An 18,888-nucleotide genomic window follows, 5' to 3' on the forward strand; every position below is an offset into this window, starting at 1 on the left:
GGACAGTGTATCCGCTTGTGCTACCGTTCCGGATGAATCATCCGATTCGCCGTTCGCGACCACGACCAGGAGCACCGATGCCGTCCTTCACATGGGAACCCGACCAGATGCCCGACCAGCACGGACGGACCGTGGTGGTCACGGGTGCCACCGGCGGCCTCGGGCTCGCCGTCGCCACCCGGCTCGCCCTCGCCGGGGCGCACGTCGTCGCCGGGGTCCGCGACCTCGACAAGGCAGCACGCGTCCTGCCCGCCGGCCTGGAGGCCCGGGTCGTCGACACCGCGTCCGTCGCCTCCGTCAGGGCCTTCGCCCGGCACCTCGCCGAGGACGGCCTCGTGGTGGACGCCCTGGTCAACAACGCGGGGATCAGTGCGCCACGGTTCGAGCTCGGCGTGGACGGCCTCGAACGGACCTGGGCAACCAACGTCGTCGGCCCGGCGGTCCTCGCCGACGCGATGCTCCCCGTGCTCGGCGGACCGTCCCCGCGGGTCGTCCTGGTCGGCTCCAACCTCTCGCAGCGCACCGCCCGCGTGCCCGACCTCGACGCGGTCGACGACCCAGGCTCCTACCGCCAGTTCGCCGCGTACACCGCCTCGAAGACCGCGGCGGCCGCCATGGCGGTCGACCTCGGCGAGCGGCTCCGTGCATCCGGTTCGGTGGTCCGGTCGGTGATCGCGCACCCGGGCATCGCTGCGACGGGCATGAACGGCCAGGCGGAGACCCTGCTCGCGACGCTCGCGGGATCGATCGCCCGGCTCGCCGCCCGCACGGTGGAAGACGGCGCCCGTGCCGTCCTCTGGGCAGCGACCGCGCCGGACATCGAGGAAGGGGTCTTCGTCGGGCCACCGCTCCGCCGCTCGGACCGTCGTCTCCACGTCATCCCGGTCCGCGGCGCCGCTGCCGACGGGGCCTTCCGCGCGCGGGTCCGTGGCTTCGTGGACCGGACGGCCGAACGCGCCGTGCGCTGACGACGACCACGCCGTGCGGCGGGAACCCGACGTGAACACCGCGCGACCGATCGATGACCCGACGCACGGCCCCCATCCGAGGGGGCTAGCGTCGCGGACGTGAACCGCTCTCGCGTGCACCGCCGCCCGCTCCTCCGCCCGGTCCCGCTCGCCGCGGCGGCCGCCATCGCCGCGTTGCTCGGTACGGGGGTGGTCGCATCACCGGCGATCGCCGATCCCGCGACCGGCGTCGCGAACGCGACCACGGCCTCCCGGCTGGTGGCCGACCCCGCCGCGTCCGTCGACCCGTTCATCGGGACCAGCCACGACGGCAACACCTGGCCGGGCGCGACCGCGCCGTTCGGGATGCTGCAGTGGAGCCCAACCGGCACCGCCGGTGACCAGACCTCGACCCCCGTCGCGAACGGCTACTCCTACGACGTCAACCGGCTCCGCGGCCTGAGCCTGACGCACCTCAACGGCGCAGGCTGTGCACCCGGCGCCGCCGGCGACGTGCCGATCATGCCGGTCACGACCGCCGTGACGACCTCGCCGTCCGCGGACACCACCGACGCGGTCTACGCAGCCGGCTACTCCCACGACCAGGAGTCCGCGAGCCCCGGCCGCTACGGCGTCCAGCTCGACAACGGCGTCCGCACGGACCTGGCGGTCACGACCCGCGCCGGCATCGGCGAGTTCGCCTTCCCCGCCGGGAAGGCCGCCAACCTGCTCTTCCGCACCTCGAACTCCATCAACGGCAGCGAGGACGCCACCACCCGCGTCGACCCCCGTACCCGCACCGTCAGCGGCAGTGTCCTGACCGGCGGCTTCTGCAGCCGCCGCGCCAACGGCGGCGGCGCGACGAACCCCGACCGCCGCAGCTACTACCGTCTGTTCTTCACCGCATCCTTCGACCGGGCGTTCTCGAGCAACGGCACCTGGAAGGACGACACCGTCCAGCCGGGAGGCACGCGCGTCTCCGGTGGGGAGGGCTACCTGACCGGGGCCGACCGTGCCGGACGCGGCTCCGGCGCGTGGGTCGGCTTCGACGCGCGTCGCGGTGCGACGGTGCACGCCCGCATCGGCATCTCCTACGTCAGTGCCGCTGGCGCCGTCGCGAACCGCGACGGCGAGGTGCGGAAGCACGCGACGGTGGCCAGCGTGGCGGCGGCGACCCGAGCCTCCTGGAACAGCGAACTGTCGCGGATCCGCGTCGGTGGTGGCACTGCGGACCGGACCACGCAGCTGTACACGTCCGTGTACCACGCACTGATGCAGCCGAACACGCTGAACGACCGCGACGGCCGGTACCTCGGGCCGGACATGCGGGTGCACCGCATCGACCGCGGGCACCGTGCCGTCTACGGCACCTACTCCGGCTGGGACCAGTACCGGGCGCAGATCCAGCTGCTCGCCCTGCTCCGTCCGGACGTCGCCGGGGACATGGCCCAGTCGATGCTGCGCTTCGCCGAGCAGAACGGCGGCGTGTGGGACCGGTGGCTGCACCTCGGAGCGCCGACCCACGTGATGACCGGCGACCCCTCCGCGGCGACGCTGGCCACCTGGTACGCCATGGGCGTCCGGAACTTCGACGTCCGTGCGGCGTACCAGTCGCTGCGGCACCAGGCCACGGTGCAGAACGCCGACGCGCTCAGCGACATCGGGTGCCCGGGGCAGTGCCTCGCGCAGCGGCCCGGGCTCGACCAGTACCTGCAGCGGCAGTACGCGGCGAACGACGACTGCCACTGCTGGGGTGGCGCCGCCGAGACGCTCGAGGACTCGATCTCGGACAGCGCCCTCGGGTACTGGGCCTCGTCGCTCGGGCTGCGGTCCGACGCCCGGATGTTCTCCGCCCGCGGGGAGTACTGGAAGAACACGTTCAACCCGGCCGTCGGGTACCAGGCCGCGCGCCAGGCCGACGGGTCGTGGACGCCGGACTGGTCGCCCTCGACCGGAGTCGGCTTCGCCCAGGGGACCAGCGCGCAGTACACGTGGCTCGTGCCGCAGGACGTCCAGGGACTGTCGTCCGCCCTCGGCGGTGACGCCGCCGCCGTCGCCCGACTCGACACGTTCTTCCACGACGCGTCCGGTGCCTTCGCGGTGACCGGCGGTGACGCGACGAAGTTCGACCCGACCAACGAGCCCGACATCCACACGCCGTGGATGTACAACGCGCTCGGACAGCCCTGGAAGACGCAGGAGACCGTGCGCCGCGTCGTCGACGACGCCTACGGCACCGGTCCTGGCGGCCTGCCCGGCAACGACGACCTCGGCACGATGAGCGCCTGGTACGTCTTCGCCTCGATCGGGCTGTACCCGCAGACACCCGGGCGGGCCGAGATGCTCATCGGGAGCCCGACGTTCAGCACGGTCGACATCCGTCGGGCCAGCGGACAGCGGATCGTCATCCGGTCCTCGGGCACGGACCCGTACGTGCAGGGCGCACGGCTGAGCGGCCGGACGCTGACGCAGTCGTGGGTGCCGTCCTCGTTCGTCAACCGCGGCGGGCTGCTCTCGCTCCGTGTCGGTGCGACGCCGGACACGACCTGGGCCACGGCTCCGGAGGACCGCCCGCGCGACCGCTGAGACGCGGCCACGGACACGGCGGGCGGCCCCATCGGGGGCTGCCCGCCGTCGTCGTGCTCCTGGGCGTTCAGCCGAGCTGGGCGTAGAGCCGCTCCGGCTCCGCTGCGAGCGAGGCCTTCACCATCGCGCTCCACTCGTCGGCGACCACCTCGGCCGCGCCCCGTGCGACGCCGTCGAGCGACGCCCGGGCGATGTCCGCCGGGTCCGCCTTCGGGCCGTCGTAGTCGGCCATCATCTCGGTGTCGGCCGCCCCGAGGTGCAGTCCCTGCACGCTGATGCCCCGGCCGGCGAGCTCCATGCGGACCGCGTTCGTCATGTTCCACGCGGCGGCCTTCGCGGCGGCGTACCCGCCGTACCCGGGCGACGCGAACCACGACAGCGCCGACAGGACGTTCACGATCGCCCCGCCCCCGTTCGACTCGATCACCGGCGCGAACGCCCGGATCATCGACAGCGTGCCCCAGTGGTTCGTGTCCATCACCCGGTGTGCGTCCTCCAGCGGGCCGGTGACCAGCGAGCCCTCGGCCGTGATGCCCGCGTTGTTGACCAGGAGCGTGACGTCCGGCGCAGCGAGGGCCACCGCATCGACGGAGCGCTGGTCGGTGATGTCGAGCGGGAGCACCTCCACCCCGTCGATGTGCACGCTCTCGGGGCGGCGTGCGGTGGCGTAGACCTTCGTCGCGCCGCGTGCCAGTAGCTCCTCGGCGAAGCGGCGCCCGATGCCCCGGTTCGAGCCGGTGACGAGTGCGACGGATCCTGCGATCTCCATGGTGTTCCCTTCCGTGCCCGGGTCGATCCCGACGGCAGCGGACGTACGCTAAGACCTCACGTCGGTGTCAGGGGCAACCCGGATCGGAGAAGTCGTGCGCATCGGGGACCTGGCCGCGCGAGCCAAGGTGAGCATCCGCTCGCTCCGCTACTACGAAGAGCAGGGGCTCCTCACGGCCGACCGCTCCGTCAACGGGCAACGCCTCTACCGCGAGGCCGCCGTGGAGCGCGTCCAGCTCGTACAGCAGCTCTACGCGGCCGGGCTGGCGAGTCGCACCATCGCGCAACTCCTGCCGAGCGTCGACGTCGGCCGTGCCACCCCCGAGGACTTCACGCTCCTGGCGTCCGAGCGTGCGCGGATCACGGCGCAGCTGGCGGAACTCGAAGCCGCACGGGAACGGCTCGACGAGGTCATCCGCATCTCCGAGCACCCGACCCCGGAGTCCTGCCCCGCCCTGCGGCAGCCAGACCTCCCGATGGCCCAGGCCAGCTAGGCGGGGTGAGCTCGTGCTGATCCAGGTCTGTGGACTGCCCGGGTCCGGGAAGTCGACGCTGTCGTCGGCGCTCGCCGATGTGCTCTCCGCCCCGAGCCTGCGCGTGGACGCCATCGAGGCCGCCATGTGGAAGTACGGCATCCCCAGGTCGCAGTCGGGGATCGCGGCCTACTCGGTCATGCACGCGCTCGCCGTCCCCGACCTCCGCCGCGGGTTGACGGTCGTGGCCGACGCGGTCTCGGGGGTCGAGGCTGCGCGCGCCGGGTGGGTGTCGACGGCGGCATCGGCCGGGGTCCCGCTGCGCGTGGTCGAGGTCGTGTGCCCGGACCTCGTGGAGCACCGTCGACGCGTGGAGGAGCGGGAGAACGACCTGCCCGGGTTCGTCCTGCCGACGTGGGACGAGGTCGAGCGGGTCCGCGCCGAGTACGAGCCGCGGACGGACGACCGGCTCGTGGTGGACAGCACCCGGCCGCTGGAAGAGACGGTGCGGCAGGCGCTGGACTTCGTGCGCGGCGTCTGAGGGGTCAGCTGCGGCGCCATCCCGCCCGGTGTGCCATGACGATGGCGCCGGCACGGTCGCGAGCGCCCAGCTTCGCGAGGATCGCCGACACGTGGGACTTGACGGTGCGTTCGCCGGTGTCGAGCACTGCAGCGATCTCGGCGTTGCCGGCCCCGTCGCACACCAGGTCGAGGACCTCGCGTTCGCGGGCCGTCAGCGAGGCGAGCGCACGGGCAGCATCGGCGGAGACCTGCGGCTGCGCCACCGCCCGTGCGACGACCCGGGGGAGCACCCGCGGGTCGATCCAGGTGCCACCGTCGGCGACCACACGCACCGCGTCGACCAGGGCCTCGGCGGCGCTGTCCTTGAGCACGAACCCGGCCGCGCCGGCGTCCAGCGTCGGCCACAGGACGTCGTCGTCGTCGAACGTCGTGAGGGCGAGCACGGGCGGCCCGCCGGCCTGGGCCCGGATGCGTCGGGTGGCCTCGATGCCGTCGATCCCGGGCATCCGGATGTCCGTGAGGACGAGGTCCGGCGCAGCCAGGGTCACGGCACGCAGGAGCGCGTGGCCGTCGGCGCACTCCTCGACGATCTCGAGGTCGGGCTCGGAACGCAGCACGAGCGCCAGCCCGGACCGGATCATCGCCTGGTCGTCGGCGAGGACGATGCGGATGGTCACTGGGCCACCACCACGGACCGAGGAGCACCGGTCGGGAGTCGGCACTCGACCACCCAGCGGTCACCGTCGGGGCCGCTCTCGATCCCGCCGCCCACGCGTTCGACCTGCTCGCGGAGCCCGGGGAGCCCGTACCCGCCGGTGCTCGGCGCCTGGGGTGCGGGCGGCCGGTGGTTGGTGACACGGCCGACGAGCACGTCGCGGTCGTGTCGGATGACGACGTCGATGGTGCTGCCCGGTGTGCGGTAGCGAGCGGCGTTGGCCAGGGCTTCCTGGACCACGCGGGACAGCGTTCCCCTGGCGATGATCGGGAGGGCGTCGAGGTCCGCGCGGAGGTCGAAGCCGATCGGGACGCCGGCGGCTCGGTAGGTCTCGACGAGGTGGTCGAGGCTCCACGAGCGCAGGGGGTCGTCGCCCTCGGTGCGGAGCAGCCCGACGACCTCGCGGACACCGTCGAGGCTCTCGCGGCAGACGAGTTCCGCCTGGGACAGCGCTGCCTCCGCCGCGTCACCGTCCGTGCGGAGGATCCGCCGCGCACCGCCGATCTGCAGGACGACGACGGTGAGCGAGTGTGCGACCAGGTCGTGCACGTCACGGGCGAGGCGGGTGCGTTCCTCCTGTGCCCGCGCGACCGCCAGTCGCGCGTCCGCCGCGCGCAGTTCAGCGGCGAGGGACCGGGTGTGCGCCAGCAGGACACCGACGACGATCGCGAGGAGGTTGCCGATCGCGAAGTACACGCCGCCGACGTTCAAGGACCACCCCGCCAGGACCGGGACGAACGGTGCGACGACGCCGACCACGGCCGCGGCTGCGATGCGCCTCCTGGTGGACCGACGACCGACGAGCCGCGACAGTGCCGAGGTCACGAGGAACATCGAGGCGTTCAGGTCGACGAGGACCGTGACGACGACGACCGGTGCGATCGCGAGGACCGCGAACAGCCACTCCGGCAGCGGCCGACGTGCCTGTTCCGCGGCCCACGGCAGGAGCGCGACGACGAGCAGTGCGACTGCCAGGGGCGACCCCCACGACGTGACGCCCGCGGCGACCGCGCCGAGCACGACCGGCACGGCCCACAGCCGTTCGAGCTGCCGAGGTCGCTCGGGGCGCGCTTCGCTCATCGTCGTCCTCTCCGTGGTGAACGCTAGCAACCGGGCTGCTGACACCACACCGGTCGTGGGGACGCGGACCGAGGTGTCCCACAGGACGAGACTGCCGCGTCCGCGAGGACGATGTGGCGACGAGGACGCCGATCGAGCATGGGTGCATGACCTCGATCACCAGCCGGCTCCACGACCACATCGATGCACTGCCGCCGCGCGCACCCGACCCGGAGGCATCAGCGCCGGCCAGGAGGGTGCTCGGGATCGCCACCGCCGTCAGCGTGGTCACCCTCCTGGTGAGCATGGTCGCCCTCGCGGTGGACGGGCAGGAGATCGGCGGGGAGCCGGCGTGGGTCAAGCCGACGAAGTTCGCGATCGCGATCACGCTCTACCTGCTGACGCTGCGGTGGATGCTCCGCGCGGTCCACGGGCACCGGCGGACGCTGATCGTCCTTGCATCGGTCATCGTGCTCGCCCTCGCGATCGAGGTCGTCTGGATCGACGTGCAGGTCGTGCGGGGGACCACGAGCCACTTCAACACCGGCGCGCCGTTCGACGCTGCCGCCTACGCGGCGGGTGGTGTCAGCGTGTCCGCGGTGTTCATCGCGACGATCGTCATCGCTGTCCTGGCGCTCCGGACCCGCGGCCTCGACCTCGGCGTGGCTGCCGGGATCCGGTGGGGGCTCGGACTGTGTGTGGTCGGCATGGTGGAGGCGGTCTCCATGCTCGGGAACGGGGCGACCTCGACCACCACCGGAGCACACACGGTCGGAGCGGTGGACGGCGGCGCGGGCATGCCGTTCACCGACTGGAGCCTGCACCACGGCGACCTGCGGATCGCGCACTTCGTCGGGCTCCACATGATCCAGGCGCTCCCGGTCCTCGCCTGGGTGCTCCTCCGGTGCACACGTCTGGACGAGCGCACACGGCGGGACCTGCTGCGCGTCGCGGGCGGTGCTGCCGTCGTGCTCGTCGGGCTGCTGTGGTGGCAGGCCGAGCGGGGCCAGGCGCTCGTCGAACCCGACGCGTCGACGGTCGCGGCAGCGATGGCGCTCGTCGCTGCCGTCGCGGTCGGGGCTGCAGTCGTCCTCCGCCGGCCCCGCACCGACTGAACCGTGGACAGCGGTGCAGGTCCGCCGTATCTGGACAGACTCCGGAGTCGACCTGAGCATGAGTCATACTCAGGGCGTTCGTACCCGAAGGAGCACCATGTCCGTCCACCCACAGCACGGCCAGCAGACCGATCCGAAGCGCAGGCGGAAGGTTCCGATCTCGAGCTGGGTCGGCATCATCGGCACGCTGCTCCTGGCGCTGCTCGGGTTCGCCTCCGGCGGTGTGTGGTCCATGGTGGTGATGGCCTCGCTGGTGGTCCTCGTGACCGCGCTCTACGGCGTCCTGTTCCGTCGGACGACCTGGATGCGGCTTCCCCGGAAGCGGGCCGCAGCAGCGATCGGCGCGGGCATCGCGCTCGTCGTCATGGTCGGTTCCACGTCGGCCTTCGGTGCGACACACCCCGTGGCACCGCAGCCGGTCCAGCCGGTGGCGGCGGTCGCCGCAGCACCGGCGCACGTCAAGGCAAGCGCGACGAGCTCACCGACCCCGACCCGCACACCGACTCCGACTCCCACCCCGACACCGACCCCGGTGGTCACGACGAAGGTCGTCAGTGAGTCGGTGGCGATCCCCTTCGCAACGACGAGCGTCGAGAGCGCGACGGTCGCCAACGGCACGTCGTCGGTGACGACCGCGGGCGCGAACGGCGTCGAGACGAAGACCTACACGGTGACGCTCACCGACGGTGTGGAGACCGCTCGCACGCTCACCAGCCAGGCTGTGACGACTCCACCGGTGACCCAGGTCACGACCGTCGGGACGTACGTCGCTCCGCCGGCTCCAGTCGCACCCGCTGCACCCGCGTGCACGAACGGCTCCTACGTCAACACCGCCGGCAACACGGTCTGTCGCCCCGAGGTCTCGTCGAGTGCTCCGAGCGGCGCGACGGCGAAGTGCGGGGACGGGACCTACAGCTTCAGCCAGTCCCGGCGTGGGACGTGCTCGTCGCACGGTGGCGTGGCCACGTGGCTCTGAGCTGAGCCCCCGCGAGCTCGGAGCTACACGGTCCTGACGACCCCGACAGTCGGATTCAGATCAGGTCGCGCGGACCGCGGAGCTGCCCCCACGCGAAGTCGCTCTCGGAGATGAAGTCCTGCAGGTCGCTCTGCACACCGCGGACGAGCGTGGCAGGGTCCTCGTCACCGTCCAGCCCGCGGGACCAGCCGCGTTCGCCGAGGATCTGCCACCGCACGACCGCACTGTTCGAGCGGACGGGATCGTCGTCACGAAGTCGGTGAGGTCCGTCGAAGTCGTCCAGCGGCACGATGCCGAACCGGAGTGACGTGAGCTCGTCGTCGTTGAGCATCTGGCGGAACATCGGCGTGAGCAGCGCGACGACCTCGGCGACGTTCACCGGCCCGTGCCCTGGACGGCGCGGGCGATCCTGTCGACCGCGTCCTCGACAGCCGCCTGACGAGCCGCGTCGTCGTCGCGTTCCGACTCGTGCACGAACGCGACCGCGCCGCGCTGTGCCCCGCAGTAGTCGACGATCCCGTGCTCGATCTGCGTCCGGAGCGCCTGCTCGTAGCCGTGTCGCTCGTACGTCCCCAGGGCATCGCCAGCCACAGGGAGGAGGTGCACCGTGAGCCGCCCCAGGGTGCGACGCGTCCCACCGGTCGGGTCGATCTCGAACGCCCACCCGTTGACGAAGACGCGGTCGATCCACCCCTTCAGGAGCGCCGGCATCGACCACCAGTAGACGGGGAAGACGAGGACCAGGTGATCGGCCTCGTCGAGTCGACGCTGCTCGCGGGTGACGTCTGCGGGCGCCGCACCGTCGCCGCGGTAGTGGTCTCGGTCCGCCATGGTGAAACGGGGGTCGAAGCCCTCGGCTGCGAGGTCGGCGAGTTCGACGTCGCCCGGGTGCAACGCCTCCTGCAGCAGCCGTGCGACTCCGAGGGTGAGGGAGTCCTGGTCAGGGTGCGCGGTGACGATGAGGGTCTTCACGAGTCCAGTCAACCGACGCCCGCTGAGCGACGGTGCCTGCACCCAGGGAGCCTCAGCGCAGCACGTGCCCGTCGCCCCACACCCGCTCGACCTCGAGCGCGGGCGACAGCGCCACCAGGTCGGCGGCGAAGCCCGGTGCGAGCCGACCCAGCCGGTCGCCGAGCCCGAGCGCACGAGCAGGCACAGCCGTCAGCGCCGCCACGGCTTCGGGCAGTGACCGTCCGGCCAGCGTGACGGCGTTCCGCAGTGCCACGTCCTGCGTCAGCGTCGATCCCGCGATCGTGTCCGTCCCGGCGACGTGCGCGACGCCGTCCGTCACGGTGACGTCGAGCGACCCCAGGCGGTAGTCACCGTCGGCGGCGCCGGCAGCACCCATGGCGTCGGTGATCAGCGCCACGCGGCCGGGGGCAGCGCGGAACAGGGTGTCGGCCACGACCGGGTGCACGTGGACGGCGTCGAGGATGAGCTCGAGGGTCACGCGGTCGTCGGCCACTGCGGCGCCGATCGGCCCGGGCGCCCGGTGGTGGAGCCCCGGCATGGCGTTGAACGCGTGCGTCAGCACCGATGCGCCGGCGTCGAACGCGGCCCGGGCCTGGTCGTACGTGCCGACCGTGTGACCGACCGCGACGACGACCCCGGCGTCGACGAACCGACGGACGGCGTCGAGTGCGCCAGGGAGCTCGGGTGCGATGGTGACCTGACGGACGACGCCCTCGCCGGCCGACAGCAGGGCGTCGACGTGGGCGGGGGTCGGGTCGATCAGGAAGTGCTCGTTGTGGGCGCCCTTGTTGTGCGGGGAGAGGAAGGGCCCCTCCAGGTGGACGCCGAGCACGAGCGGATCGGCGGCCATCACCTGGCGGATGCGCCCGAGTGCATCCGCGAGGACGTCGACGGGGTTCGCGACGAGCGACAGCACCGACCGGGTGGTGCCGTGCGCGCGGTGCATCGCGAGGGAGGGGCCGAAGGAGGCGTCCTCGTACGCAACGGTCGCGCCGCCGTGCCCGTGCAGGTCGATGAATCCGGGCGTCAGGACAGCGTCGCCGAGGTCGACCACGTCGTCGGTGGCGGGGACGTCGGGGCCGGCGCCGACCGCGTGGATCGTGTCACCGTGGAGGAGGACCCACCCGTCGGTCGTCGACCCGGCCACGTCGACGACGTGGGCAGCGCGGACCAGGGTGCTCCGGGCCTCCAGGCCGAAGGCCCCGGACCCGCCGCTCACCGGGCCTCCCGTCGCGACGCGACCACACCGGACACCGCGGCCACCACGACGAAGACCAGGCCGACGACCGGGTGCCCGATCGAGATCCAGGCACCCCCGGCGGCCACGATCAACGCGACCTCGACGATGGTCTTGCCGACGACGTCGGTCTCGATCGGGGACCGCGGCGACCGGAAGAAGTACCAGACGACCGCGGCGAAGAGCGGCGCTCCGACGATGAACAGCACCGCCGGCATCGGGAACGGCCACGCGATGTAGCCCCAGTACGCCAGCGAGACCAGCCCGAACGCGCAGACCAGGCCACGCAGCACGCTCCAGAAGTCGGCGCGACGAGGACTGCGCGGCGCCGCGGGGACGGGCGCCGCGGGGTCGGGCGTCGCGTCCCAGTCCATCGGGGATCGCGGGACGTTGCTCATGCTGGTGCCTACTTGAAGATGATGGTGCGGGCGCCGTCGAGGAGGACCCGGTCCTCCGCGATCCAGCGCACGGCCTGGGTGAGGGTGCGTGACTCTTCGTCCTGGCCGATCGAGACGAGCTCGGACGGTTCCTTCGTGTGGTCGACCCGCACGACGTTCTGCTCGATGATCGGGCCTTCGTCGAGGTCGCTCGTGACGAAGTGTGCCGTCGCCCCGATGAGCTTCACGCCGCGTGCGTGTGCCTGACGGTAGGGGTTGGCGCCCTTGAACCCGGGCAGGAACGAGTGGTGGATGTTGACCGCCCGGCCACGCAGCGCGGCGCAGAGCTCGGGGGAGAGGATCTGCATGTACCGGGCGAGCACGACGAGTTCGATGTCGTGTTCCTGCACCGCATCGAGGATGCGCTGCTCCATCGCCGCCTTGCTGTCGGCGTCGGTGACGGGCCGGTGCTCGAACGGCACGGAGTAGAACGCCGCGAGCTCCGCCAGGTCGGTGTGGTTCGACAGCACGAGCGGCACGTCGATCGCGAGCTGCCCACCGCGCTGCCGGTAGAGCAGGTCGTTGAGGCAGTGCCCGGCCTTGGACACGAGCACGAGCGTGCGCATCGGTCGGCCGACGACGTCGAGCTGGACGCGCATGGCGTAGCGCTCGACCACGGGGGCGATCGCCTGCTCGAAGGTGGCCCGGTCGACCGGCGCCATGACCTGCAGGCGCATGAAGAAGGTGTTGGTGTCGTGGCTCGAGAACTGCTGCGACTCGGTGATGTTGCCGTGGGCCTGCACGACGGCACCGGACACGGCGTGCACGATCCCGGGCTGGTCGTCGCAGACCAGGGTCAGGGTCCAGTGCGTGGGAGTCGCGTCGCTCGGGTCGGTCACCGGTTCAGGCTACCGGCCAGGAGGCTCGCCCCGGCCCCGTCACGCAGCCCCTGTGGACAACTGGTCCGGCCCTACGCCTGCGCCCCACGCCGCAGTGCCCGGTCGCCGATCGTCAGCGCGCTCAGCACCACCGCGATGCCGACGATCACCCACCCGAGCACGTGCAGGTCCGGCGTGGTCGGAGCCTGGCCGAACACGCCGCCGATGAGCGAGGACGCCGCGATCGCCCCGATGTACACGCTCGTGCGGGACAGCCCCGCCGCGGTGCCGATCGACTCCGGCGGCACGATCCGGTACAGCGCCGCCTGGTTCGACACGGACGCCAGGGCCTGCGGGATTCCGAACAGCGCCGGGGCGAGGGCCAGCAGCACGATCGGCGACCCGGTGTGCAGCCCGAGCAGCAGCAGTCCGCCGAGGACGGGCACCGTCGCCGCGATGACGAGCGGCCCGCGCACGGTGGTCCGGCGGGCGACGAGGACCGACGCGAGCCCGGCGATGACCGCTGCCGGCAGCTGCAGGTAGCCAGCCTGGTCGCTGGAGTACCCCGCGACGTCCTGCACCCACTGCGAGAACCCGTAGGTCATCGTGTAGGCGAGCATGTAGACGAGGAACAGCCGCAGGTAGGTGCGGGTCAGGGCCCCGTTCCGCGCGAGCATCCGCACGTCGACGAACGGCCGGGTGGCGCGCAGCTCCCAGAGCACCAGGGCCACGAGCAGCACGACCGCGACGCCGAGCAGCCACCACAGGCCCGCCTGGATGTCGAGCAGGAACACCAGCAGCGCCGACACCGTGCCCGTCATGAGCACCATGCCGAACGGGTCGAGCGCGGTCAGGACCGGCACGTCGGCGTCGTACCGCGGCCGCAGTCGGTCTGACGGCAGCCACAGCCCGGCGACGACGAGCCCGAACGCCGCGAGCGGCACGTTCACCAGGAAGATCGCGTGCCAGCCGAACCCCGCGATGAGCGCGCCACCGAGCGGTGGTCCGGCCGCCGCGGACACCAGCGACGTGATCGAGAGCGCACCCAGGACCAGCGGCGGCGTCGGCTTCCCGATGCGGGCGGAGTGGTGCCGCAGGGTCGTCAGCGCCGCCGGGTACGCGGACGAGGTCCCGATGCCGATGAGCACCCGCGCGAACACGGCGCCGCCGAACCCGGTCAGCACCTCGGGCACGAGCCCCGCGATCCCCACCACGACGAGCCCGGCCATGAACACCTTCTTCGGACCGAACCGGTCCGCGAGCTTCCCCATCGTCGGCTGCGCCACGGCACTCGCCAGGTACAGCGCCGCGACGAGCCAGATCGCCTGCGACGCTCCGATGCCCAGGTCGCGCGAGATCGGCGCGAGGGCGACCGACACCATCGTCGTGTTGATCGGGTTCAGCAGCGGCCCGACCAGGACCGGGATCAGCAGCTTCGGGCCGAAGCCGCTGCCGGATCCGTGGTCAGCAGACGTCGGGACGGGGGTGGTGGAGGTGGACGTGGTGGCCTGCCTTGGCGAGGTGGCCGGGACGCGACCAGCCTGGAGGCCCGTGGTGCGTCGCGGACGCGCGCCGGGCCTCCTGGCTGGTCACGACTCGACGAGCGGTCTGAGGATGGCGAACGACCGCGCGAGGACCGCGCGGTCGTCCGGGTCGAGCGCCGCGAGGCGCTCGGCGAGCATGCGGGTGCGGGAGCGGAGGGAGTCCTGGCGGGCGGCGCGGCCGGCGGCGGTGGCGCTGACGATCGTGCGTCGGCCGTCGGTGGGGTCCTGCTCGCGGTCCACGAAGCCGAGCTCGACGAGCACCTGGATCGTGGCGCCCATCGACTGCGGGCGCACGCCCTCGGCCCGGGCGAGCTCGGCCGTCGTCGTCGCACCGTCACGGACGAGACGACCGAGGGCGGCCGACTGCGACGCCGTGACCTCGTCGGACTTGCCCACGAGGGTCGTCCTGCGGATCCGGCCGTGGAGCGCCAGCAGGTCGCTGGCGAGGTCGGACGGATCCGTGGAGGTCATACCGCGACGGTACTACTCCGACAGGTGGACTTGCAAGGTGTCCTGTTGATCAGCGGTCGAAGACGATGCGCCGCTTCGTCACGCCGAACCCGGCCCGCTCGAACGCCCGCCACATCGGGGTGTTCGCCGCGTCCGTCGTGCCCACCACCCGGGGTTCGCCTGCCGCGTGGTGCACGCGCAGTGCCTCGGCGAGCAGTGCGTCGACGACCCCGTTCCCGCGGTGCTGGGGGAGGACGCCGATGTAGCTCACGGCGGCGTCGTAGGCCGTCCGGGTGGCCAGGACGAACCCGCGCGTGATGCCGTCGGCACCGACCGCGATCCGCCAGTCCTCGCGGCGACCGGGCAACGAGGCGTAGAACTCCAGGTCGTCCGCCGCGGTGCCCCTGACGCCGAGCCGGGCGACGGTCGCGCGGGTGTGGTCGTCGAGGCTCCCGACGGCGACCCGGGCGAACAGGTCGAGGAACTCGTCGTCGTCACCGGGCCGGAAGGTCAGGTCCCGGCGGGTCGCTGGCAGGCCGGCGTCCGGTGTCCACGCGACGCTGATCCGCTCGGTCGTCCGTGGGAGTCCGGCAGCGCTCGCCGCCGCTGCCCGCCAGGCCACCGACGCCACGGCTGCCGGGTCGTCGCGCCAGTCGACAGCGACGTCGACGATCCACTCGGGGGTCGCACCGAAGGACGCTGCCCCGGCACGGACGAGTCCCGCGGCGATCGTGACGCGGTCCTGCTCGTCGCGCGCCCCGGTCACGAGCACGTCGTCGAGCGTGGCGGGGACGTCGGCGTCGGCGCCGCCCCACCAGATCGCCCGTGCGACGGGGACGCCGTCGCGCAGTGCGAGCCACGACCACGCCGGGCGGAGGTTCCGCGCCGCCGCCTCTTGCCGGTACCGGTCCGGACCGGTCCACGCGACGGGTTCCGACGTCGTGAAGGCGAGCAGGGCCTCCAGGTCGGCGGTGGTGGACGCGCGGAAGGTGAGCGTCATCGCGGGGCGGTCATCGTCGTGACGAGGTGCTCCTGCAGGTAGCCGAGCCAGTCGTAGACGTCCCGCAGCCCGACACCGTCGACGGCGGTACTGCTCGCGGCCTCGGTCTCGGCGTCCACGATGCCGAGCCGGTCCGCGATCGTGAGCCGCAGGTCGGTCAGGCAGCGGAGCCAGGCCTGCTCGTCCTCGGCGGTGAGGGCCCCGTCGCGTCCTCCGGTGAGCCACGCGTGCACGGTGTCGGCGTTCGACGCCTTGCCGGTGCGCAGGTCGTCGCGGGTGTAGCGCCGGAACTCCGAGCTCGCCTGGCGGTCCCCGGGGTAGGCGTCCGGGAACATCCGCAGGGTCACGGGGTCGGAGTCGAGGTCCCCGTCGAGGATCTGCTGCAGCTGCTCGACCAGGCTCGTGAGCACCGAGCGCTCGCCGGAGGCCAGCCCGAGGTGGATGCCGTCGGAGCGGCGCACGAAGGGGATCACTCGCCGGCTGCCCGGTCGACGGTGGCCTGCAGGCCGTAGCCGTGCATCGCCTCGACGTGGAGCTCCATCTGCTCCCGGTTGCCGGTCGCGACGATCGCGCGGCCCTCGGCGTCCACCTGGTGCATGAGCTGCTCCGCCGTCGAGCGCGGGAACCCGAAGTAGGTCTGGAAGACGTAGGTCACGTAGGACATCAGGTTGACCGGGTCGTCCCACACCACGGTCACCCACGGCACGTCCGGGCGCACGCTGGCGCGGGTGTCGAGGTCGGCGTCGGTGTCGACGCGCTCGTCGACGGACGGGAACGACAGGGGCATGCAACCAGGGTGACACAGGCCGGGCGGCTCGGTACGATCGTGGTGTCGCGACTGGCGTCGGATGGGTCACCATCAGGGAGCGACACTCGACACGGTGCGTGGCCGTCCGCCTGGGCCACGCCGACCGATCCTCGCCGCCGGCTCGTTCGGCTCGTCACCAAGGAGACCCGTGTCCATCACCGATCTGCCCCCGTTCGTGTCCGAGACGTCCGCCGCCCCGGCCGGACCCGCTGCCGCCGACGCCGCCGCTGCTCGTGCCGCGTTCAACGCCCCGCTCAGCGAGGTCGACCCCGAGATCGCCGCCGTCCTGCAGCAGGAACTCGGCCGCCAGCGCGACACCCTCGAGATGATCGCCTCCGAGAACTTCGTGCCCCGCGCCGTGCTCGAGTCCGTCGGGTCCGTGCTCACGAACAAGTACGCCGAGGGCTACCCGGGCAAGCGCTACTACGGCGGCTGCGAGTACGTCGACATCGCCGAGCAGCTCGCCATCGACCGCGCCAAGTCGCTGTTCGGCGCCGCCTACGCGAACGTCCAGCCGCACTCCGGCGCGACGGCCAACGCAGCGGTCCTGCACGCCATCGCCGCCGCCGGTGACACCATCCTCGGGCTCGAGCTCGCGCACGGCGGCCACCTGACCCACGGCATGAAGCTCAACTTCTCCGGCCGCATCTACAACGCCGTGTCGTACGGCGTCGACCCCACCACGTTCGAGGTCGACTACGACGACATCCGCGCCAAGGCCGTCGAGCACCAGCCGAAGGTCATCATCGCCGGCTGGTCGGCGTACCCGCGGCAGCTCGACTTCGCGAAGTTCCGCGAGATCGCCGACGAGGTCGGCGCGAAGCTCTGGGTCGACATGGCGCACTTCGCCGGCCTCGTCGCCGCCGGTCTGCACCCGTCGCCCGTCCCGCACGCCCACGTCGTGTCCACGACCGTGCACAAGACCCTCGCCGGTCCGCGCTCGGGCCTGATCCTGTCGAACGACGAGACCCTGTTCAAGAAGCTGAACTCCGCCGTGTTCCCGGGCCAGCAGGGCGGTCCGCTCATGCACGTCATCGCGGCGAAGGCCACCGCGTTCCTGCTCGCCGGCACGCCGGAGTTCAAGGACCGTCAGGAGCGCACCATCCGCGGCGCCCAGGCCCTGGCGTCCCGCCTGACCGCCGACGACGCGAAGGCCGCAGGGGTCGACGTCCTCACCGGTGGCACCGACGTGCACCTGGTGCTCGTCGACCTGCGCGAGTCCGAGGTCGACGGCAAGCAGGCCGAGGACCTCCTGCACGAGGTCGGCATCACCGTGAACCGCAACTCCGTGCCGTTCGACCCGCGCCCGCCGATGGTCACCTCGGGTGTCCGCATCGGCACCTCGGCCCTGGCCACGCGGGGCTTCGGCGACGCCGAGTTCACCGAGGTCGCGGACATCATCGCGCTGACCCTGATGCCGAACCCGGACGTGCCGGCGCTCTCGGCGCGGGTCAAGGCCCTGACCGACGCGTTCCCGCTCTACGCGTGAGCGGCGCCGTGGGTCCCCTGCCCACCGCTGTGGCTCCTCTGCCCGCTGCTCGGTGGGCGGGGGAGGACTCGGCCGTGCGCATCGACGGCACGGCCCTCGCCGCACGCACGCTCGAGGAACTCCGCGTGCGTGTCGACCGGCTGCACGAACGCGGCATCCACCCGGGCCTCGGCACGATCCTGGTCGGGGAGAACGCGGGCTCGCTGTCGTACGTCGCCGGCAAGCACCGGGACTCGGCGCAGATCGGCATCGAGTCGATCCGCCTCGACCTGCCCGCGACCGCCTCGGCCGCCGACATCCGCGCCGCGATCCTGCAGATGAACGACGACCCCCGGGTCACGGCGTTCATCGTGCAGCTCCCGCTGCCAGAGGGGATCGACCCGACGCCGATGCTCGAGCTGATGGACCCGTCGAAGGACGCCGACGGCCTGCACCCGACGAACCTCGGGGAGCTCGTGCTCGCCGTCCCCGGTGGTGCCGGCACGATCGACGCACCACTGCCGTGCACGCCTCGGGGGATCGTCGAGATGCTCCGTGCGTACGACATCCCGATCCGCGGCAAGCACGTCACGATCATCGGCCAGGGCCTGACCGTCGGGCGCCCGCTCGGCCTGCTGCTCACCCGGCTCGAGGCCACCGCCACCCTCACGCACTCCCTGACCGCCGACGTCGCCGCCGAGTGCCGCCGCGCGGACATCGTCGTCGCGGCTGCCGGGGTCGCCGGACTGGTCAAGCCCGACTGGGTCCAGCCGGGCGCCGCGGTCATCGACGTGGGCATCACCCGGGTCGTGAACCAGGAGACCGGCAAGGCCAAGCTGCACGGCGACGTCGACCCCGCGGTCGCGTCCGTCGCCGGCTTCATGTCGCCGGTGCCTGGTGGTGTCGGCCCGATGACCCGGGCGATGCTCATGAAGAACGTGGTCGAGGCCGCCGAGCGCCGACTGAAGTAGCCGCCAGCGCGTTGCCGTCGCA

The 18,888-nt window shown here is 72.2% G+C and carries 21 protein-coding genes and 1 riboswitch; of the genes, 8 read left to right on the forward strand and 13 right to left on the reverse strand.

Annotated features, from left to right (window positions below):
* Nucleotides 1-77: 77 nt before the first annotated feature.
* Together ITJ54_RS16785 and ITJ54_RS16790 are read left to right on the forward strand one after the other, a co-directional pair.
* Nucleotides 78-968, forward strand: coding sequence for an SDR family NAD(P)-dependent oxidoreductase (locus ITJ54_RS16785; RefSeq protein WP_194630259.1), 891 nt, complete (start codon nt 78-80; stop codon nt 966-968).
* A gap of 99 nt (nt 969-1,067) precedes the next feature.
* Complete coding sequence (locus ITJ54_RS16790) at nt 1,068-3,533, forward strand: GH92 family glycosyl hydrolase (protein WP_323741770.1); 2,466 nt, start codon at nt 1,068-1,070, stop codon at nt 3,531-3,533.
* 67 nt (nt 3,534-3,600) lie between these two features.
* On the opposite strand, the gene ITJ54_RS16795 is transcribed toward ITJ54_RS16790, so the two are convergent.
* A complete protein-coding gene (locus tag ITJ54_RS16795; protein ID WP_194630262.1) occupies nt 3,601-4,302 on the reverse strand; it encodes an SDR family oxidoreductase in 702 nt (233 codons plus the stop codon).
* A 94-nt stretch (nt 4,303-4,396) separates the two neighbouring features.
* Between ITJ54_RS16795 and ITJ54_RS16800 the strand changes: the two genes are divergently transcribed.
* Entirely contained in the window at nt 4,397-4,795 is a 399-nt protein-coding gene (locus ITJ54_RS16800) for a MerR family transcriptional regulator (RefSeq protein ID WP_194630263.1), read from the forward strand.
* A gap of 13 nt (nt 4,796-4,808) precedes the next feature.
* Nucleotides 4,809-5,315 (forward strand): AAA family ATPase, encoded by a 507-nt coding sequence (locus tag ITJ54_RS16805; protein ID WP_194630264.1) that lies wholly within the window; start codon nt 4,809-4,811, stop codon nt 5,313-5,315.
* A gap of 4 nt (nt 5,316-5,319) precedes the next feature.
* Here the strand turns inward: ITJ54_RS16805 and ITJ54_RS16810 are convergent, their stop codons facing one another.
* On the reverse strand, nt 5,320-5,973 hold the full coding sequence (locus ITJ54_RS16810; protein ID WP_194630265.1) for a response regulator: 654 nt from the start codon (nt 5,971-5,973) through the stop codon (nt 5,320-5,322).
* Nucleotides 5,970-7,091: a sensor histidine kinase gene (locus ITJ54_RS16815; protein ID WP_194630266.1), complete on the reverse strand. Its 1,122-nt coding sequence runs from the start codon at nt 7,089-7,091 to the stop codon at nt 5,970-5,972. Before ITJ54_RS16815 ends, ITJ54_RS16810 begins: the two co-directional genes overlap by 4 nt.
* A 146-nt stretch (nt 7,092-7,237) precedes the next feature.
* On the opposite strand from ITJ54_RS16815, the gene ITJ54_RS16820 reads away from it, so the two are divergent.
* Both ITJ54_RS16820 and ITJ54_RS16825 read left to right on the forward strand, forming a co-directional pair.
* Nucleotides 7,238-8,185, forward strand: a complete 948-nt coding sequence (locus tag ITJ54_RS16820; RefSeq protein WP_194630267.1) for a hypothetical protein — start codon at nt 7,238-7,240, stop codon at nt 8,183-8,185.
* 97 nt (nt 8,186-8,282) lie between these two features.
* On the forward strand, nt 8,283-9,161 hold the full coding sequence (locus ITJ54_RS16825) for a DUF3761 domain-containing protein (RefSeq protein ID WP_228509592.1): 879 nt from the start codon (nt 8,283-8,285) through the stop codon (nt 9,159-9,161).
* 55 nt (nt 9,162-9,216) lie between these two features.
* Here the strand turns inward: ITJ54_RS16825 and ITJ54_RS16830 are convergent, their stop codons facing one another.
* The 10 genes from ITJ54_RS16830 to clpS all read right to left on the reverse strand — a co-directional run bounded on the left by ITJ54_RS16830 (nt 9,217) and on the right by clpS (nt 16,406).
* The gene (locus ITJ54_RS16830) at nt 9,217-9,540 is read right to left on the reverse strand and encodes a hypothetical protein (RefSeq protein WP_194630268.1); all 324 of its coding nucleotides are present in this window, start codon (nt 9,538-9,540) and stop codon (nt 9,217-9,219) included.
* Nucleotides 9,537-10,133 (reverse strand): NAD(P)H-dependent oxidoreductase, encoded by a 597-nt coding sequence (locus ITJ54_RS16835; RefSeq protein WP_194630270.1) that lies wholly within the window; start codon nt 10,131-10,133, stop codon nt 9,537-9,539. Before ITJ54_RS16835 ends, ITJ54_RS16830 begins: the two co-directional genes overlap by 4 nt.
* 52 nt (nt 10,134-10,185) lie before the next feature.
* Nucleotides 10,186-11,352, reverse strand: coding sequence for an N-acetylglucosamine-6-phosphate deacetylase (nagA, locus tag ITJ54_RS16840; RefSeq protein WP_323741771.1), 1,167 nt, complete (start codon nt 11,350-11,352; stop codon nt 10,186-10,188).
* Complete coding sequence (locus tag ITJ54_RS16845) at nt 11,349-11,768, reverse strand: YrdB family protein (RefSeq protein WP_194630272.1); 420 nt, start codon at nt 11,766-11,768, stop codon at nt 11,349-11,351. The genes nagA and ITJ54_RS16845 overlap by 4 nt, the downstream gene beginning before the upstream one ends.
* Before the next feature lie 8 nt (nt 11,769-11,776).
* Complete coding sequence (gene purU, locus ITJ54_RS16850; RefSeq protein ID WP_194630274.1) at nt 11,777-12,646, reverse strand: formyltetrahydrofolate deformylase; 870 nt, start codon at nt 12,644-12,646, stop codon at nt 11,777-11,779.
* 71 nt (nt 12,647-12,717) lie between these two features.
* Nucleotides 12,718-14,058: an MFS transporter gene (locus ITJ54_RS16855; protein WP_323741773.1), complete on the reverse strand. Its 1,341-nt coding sequence runs from the start codon at nt 14,056-14,058 to the stop codon at nt 12,718-12,720.
* 156 nt (nt 14,059-14,214) lie between these two features.
* On the reverse strand, nt 14,215-14,640 hold the full coding sequence (locus tag ITJ54_RS16860) for a MarR family winged helix-turn-helix transcriptional regulator (protein WP_194630278.1): 426 nt from the start codon (nt 14,638-14,640) through the stop codon (nt 14,215-14,217).
* Nucleotides 14,641-14,689: 49 nt separating this feature from the next.
* On the reverse strand, nt 14,690-15,619 hold the full coding sequence (locus ITJ54_RS16865) for a GNAT family N-acetyltransferase (protein WP_194630280.1): 930 nt from the start codon (nt 15,617-15,619) through the stop codon (nt 14,690-14,692).
* On the reverse strand, nt 15,616-16,080 hold the full coding sequence (locus ITJ54_RS16870) for a DUF2017 family protein (protein ID WP_194630282.1): 465 nt from the start codon (nt 16,078-16,080) through the stop codon (nt 15,616-15,618). Before ITJ54_RS16870 ends, ITJ54_RS16865 begins: the two co-directional genes overlap by 4 nt.
* Before the next feature lie 8 nt (nt 16,081-16,088).
* Nucleotides 16,089-16,406: an ATP-dependent Clp protease adapter ClpS gene (gene clpS / locus ITJ54_RS16875; protein WP_194630284.1), complete on the reverse strand. Its 318-nt coding sequence runs from the start codon at nt 16,404-16,406 to the stop codon at nt 16,089-16,091.
* 37 nt (nt 16,407-16,443) lie between these two features.
* A riboswitch (ZMP/ZTP riboswitch) is annotated at nt 16,444-16,529 on the forward strand.
* Nucleotides 16,530-16,701: 172 nt separating this feature from the next.
* Between clpS and glyA the strand changes: the two genes are divergently transcribed.
* Together glyA and ITJ54_RS16885 are read left to right on the forward strand one after the other, a co-directional pair.
* Entirely contained in the window at nt 16,702-17,916 is a 1,215-nt protein-coding gene (gene glyA / locus ITJ54_RS16880; protein WP_416354918.1) for a serine hydroxymethyltransferase, read from the forward strand.
* A gap of 38 nt (nt 17,917-17,954) precedes the next feature.
* On the forward strand, nt 17,955-18,866 hold the full coding sequence (locus ITJ54_RS16885) for a bifunctional methylenetetrahydrofolate dehydrogenase/methenyltetrahydrofolate cyclohydrolase (protein ID WP_194630483.1): 912 nt from the start codon (nt 17,955-17,957) through the stop codon (nt 18,864-18,866).
* The last annotated feature ends 22 nt before the right edge of the window (nt 18,867-18,888 follow it).

The sequence above is a fragment of the Curtobacterium sp. VKM Ac-2865 genome, from assembly GCF_015350905.1.
Taxonomy (GTDB): domain Bacteria; phylum Actinomycetota; class Actinomycetes; order Actinomycetales; family Microbacteriaceae; genus Curtobacterium.

What these genes read in the sequence shown, in the direction of transcription:
- ITJ54_RS16785 (WP_194630259.1), top strand. Translation starts at nt 78, where the DNA reads ATGCCGTCCTTCACATGGGAACCCGACCAGATGCCCGACCAGCACGGA.
- ITJ54_RS16795 (WP_194630262.1), bottom strand. Translation starts at nt 4,302, where the DNA reads ATGGAGATCGCAGGATCCGTCGCACTCGTCACCGGCTCGAACCGGGGC.
- ITJ54_RS16815 (WP_194630266.1), bottom strand. Translation starts at nt 7,091, where the DNA reads ATGAGCGAAGCGCGCCCCGAGCGACCTCGGCAGCTCGAACGGCTGTGG.
- ITJ54_RS16820 (WP_194630267.1), top strand. Translation starts at nt 7,238, where the DNA reads ATGACCTCGATCACCAGCCGGCTCCACGACCACATCGATGCACTGCCG.
- ITJ54_RS16825 (WP_228509592.1), top strand. Translation starts at nt 8,283, where the DNA reads ATGTCCGTCCACCCACAGCACGGCCAGCAGACCGATCCGAAGCGCAGG.
- ITJ54_RS16845 (WP_194630272.1), bottom strand. Translation starts at nt 11,768, where the DNA reads ATGAGCAACGTCCCGCGATCCCCGATGGACTGGGACGCGACGCCCGAC.
- ITJ54_RS16860 (WP_194630278.1), bottom strand. Translation starts at nt 14,640, where the DNA reads ATGACCTCCACGGATCCGTCCGACCTCGCCAGCGACCTGCTGGCGCTC.
- ITJ54_RS16865 (WP_194630280.1), bottom strand. Translation starts at nt 15,619, where the DNA reads ATGACGCTCACCTTCCGCGCGTCCACCACCGCCGACCTGGAGGCCCTG.
- clpS (WP_194630284.1), bottom strand. Translation starts at nt 16,406, where the DNA reads ATGCCCCTGTCGTTCCCGTCCGTCGACGAGCGCGTCGACACCGACGCC.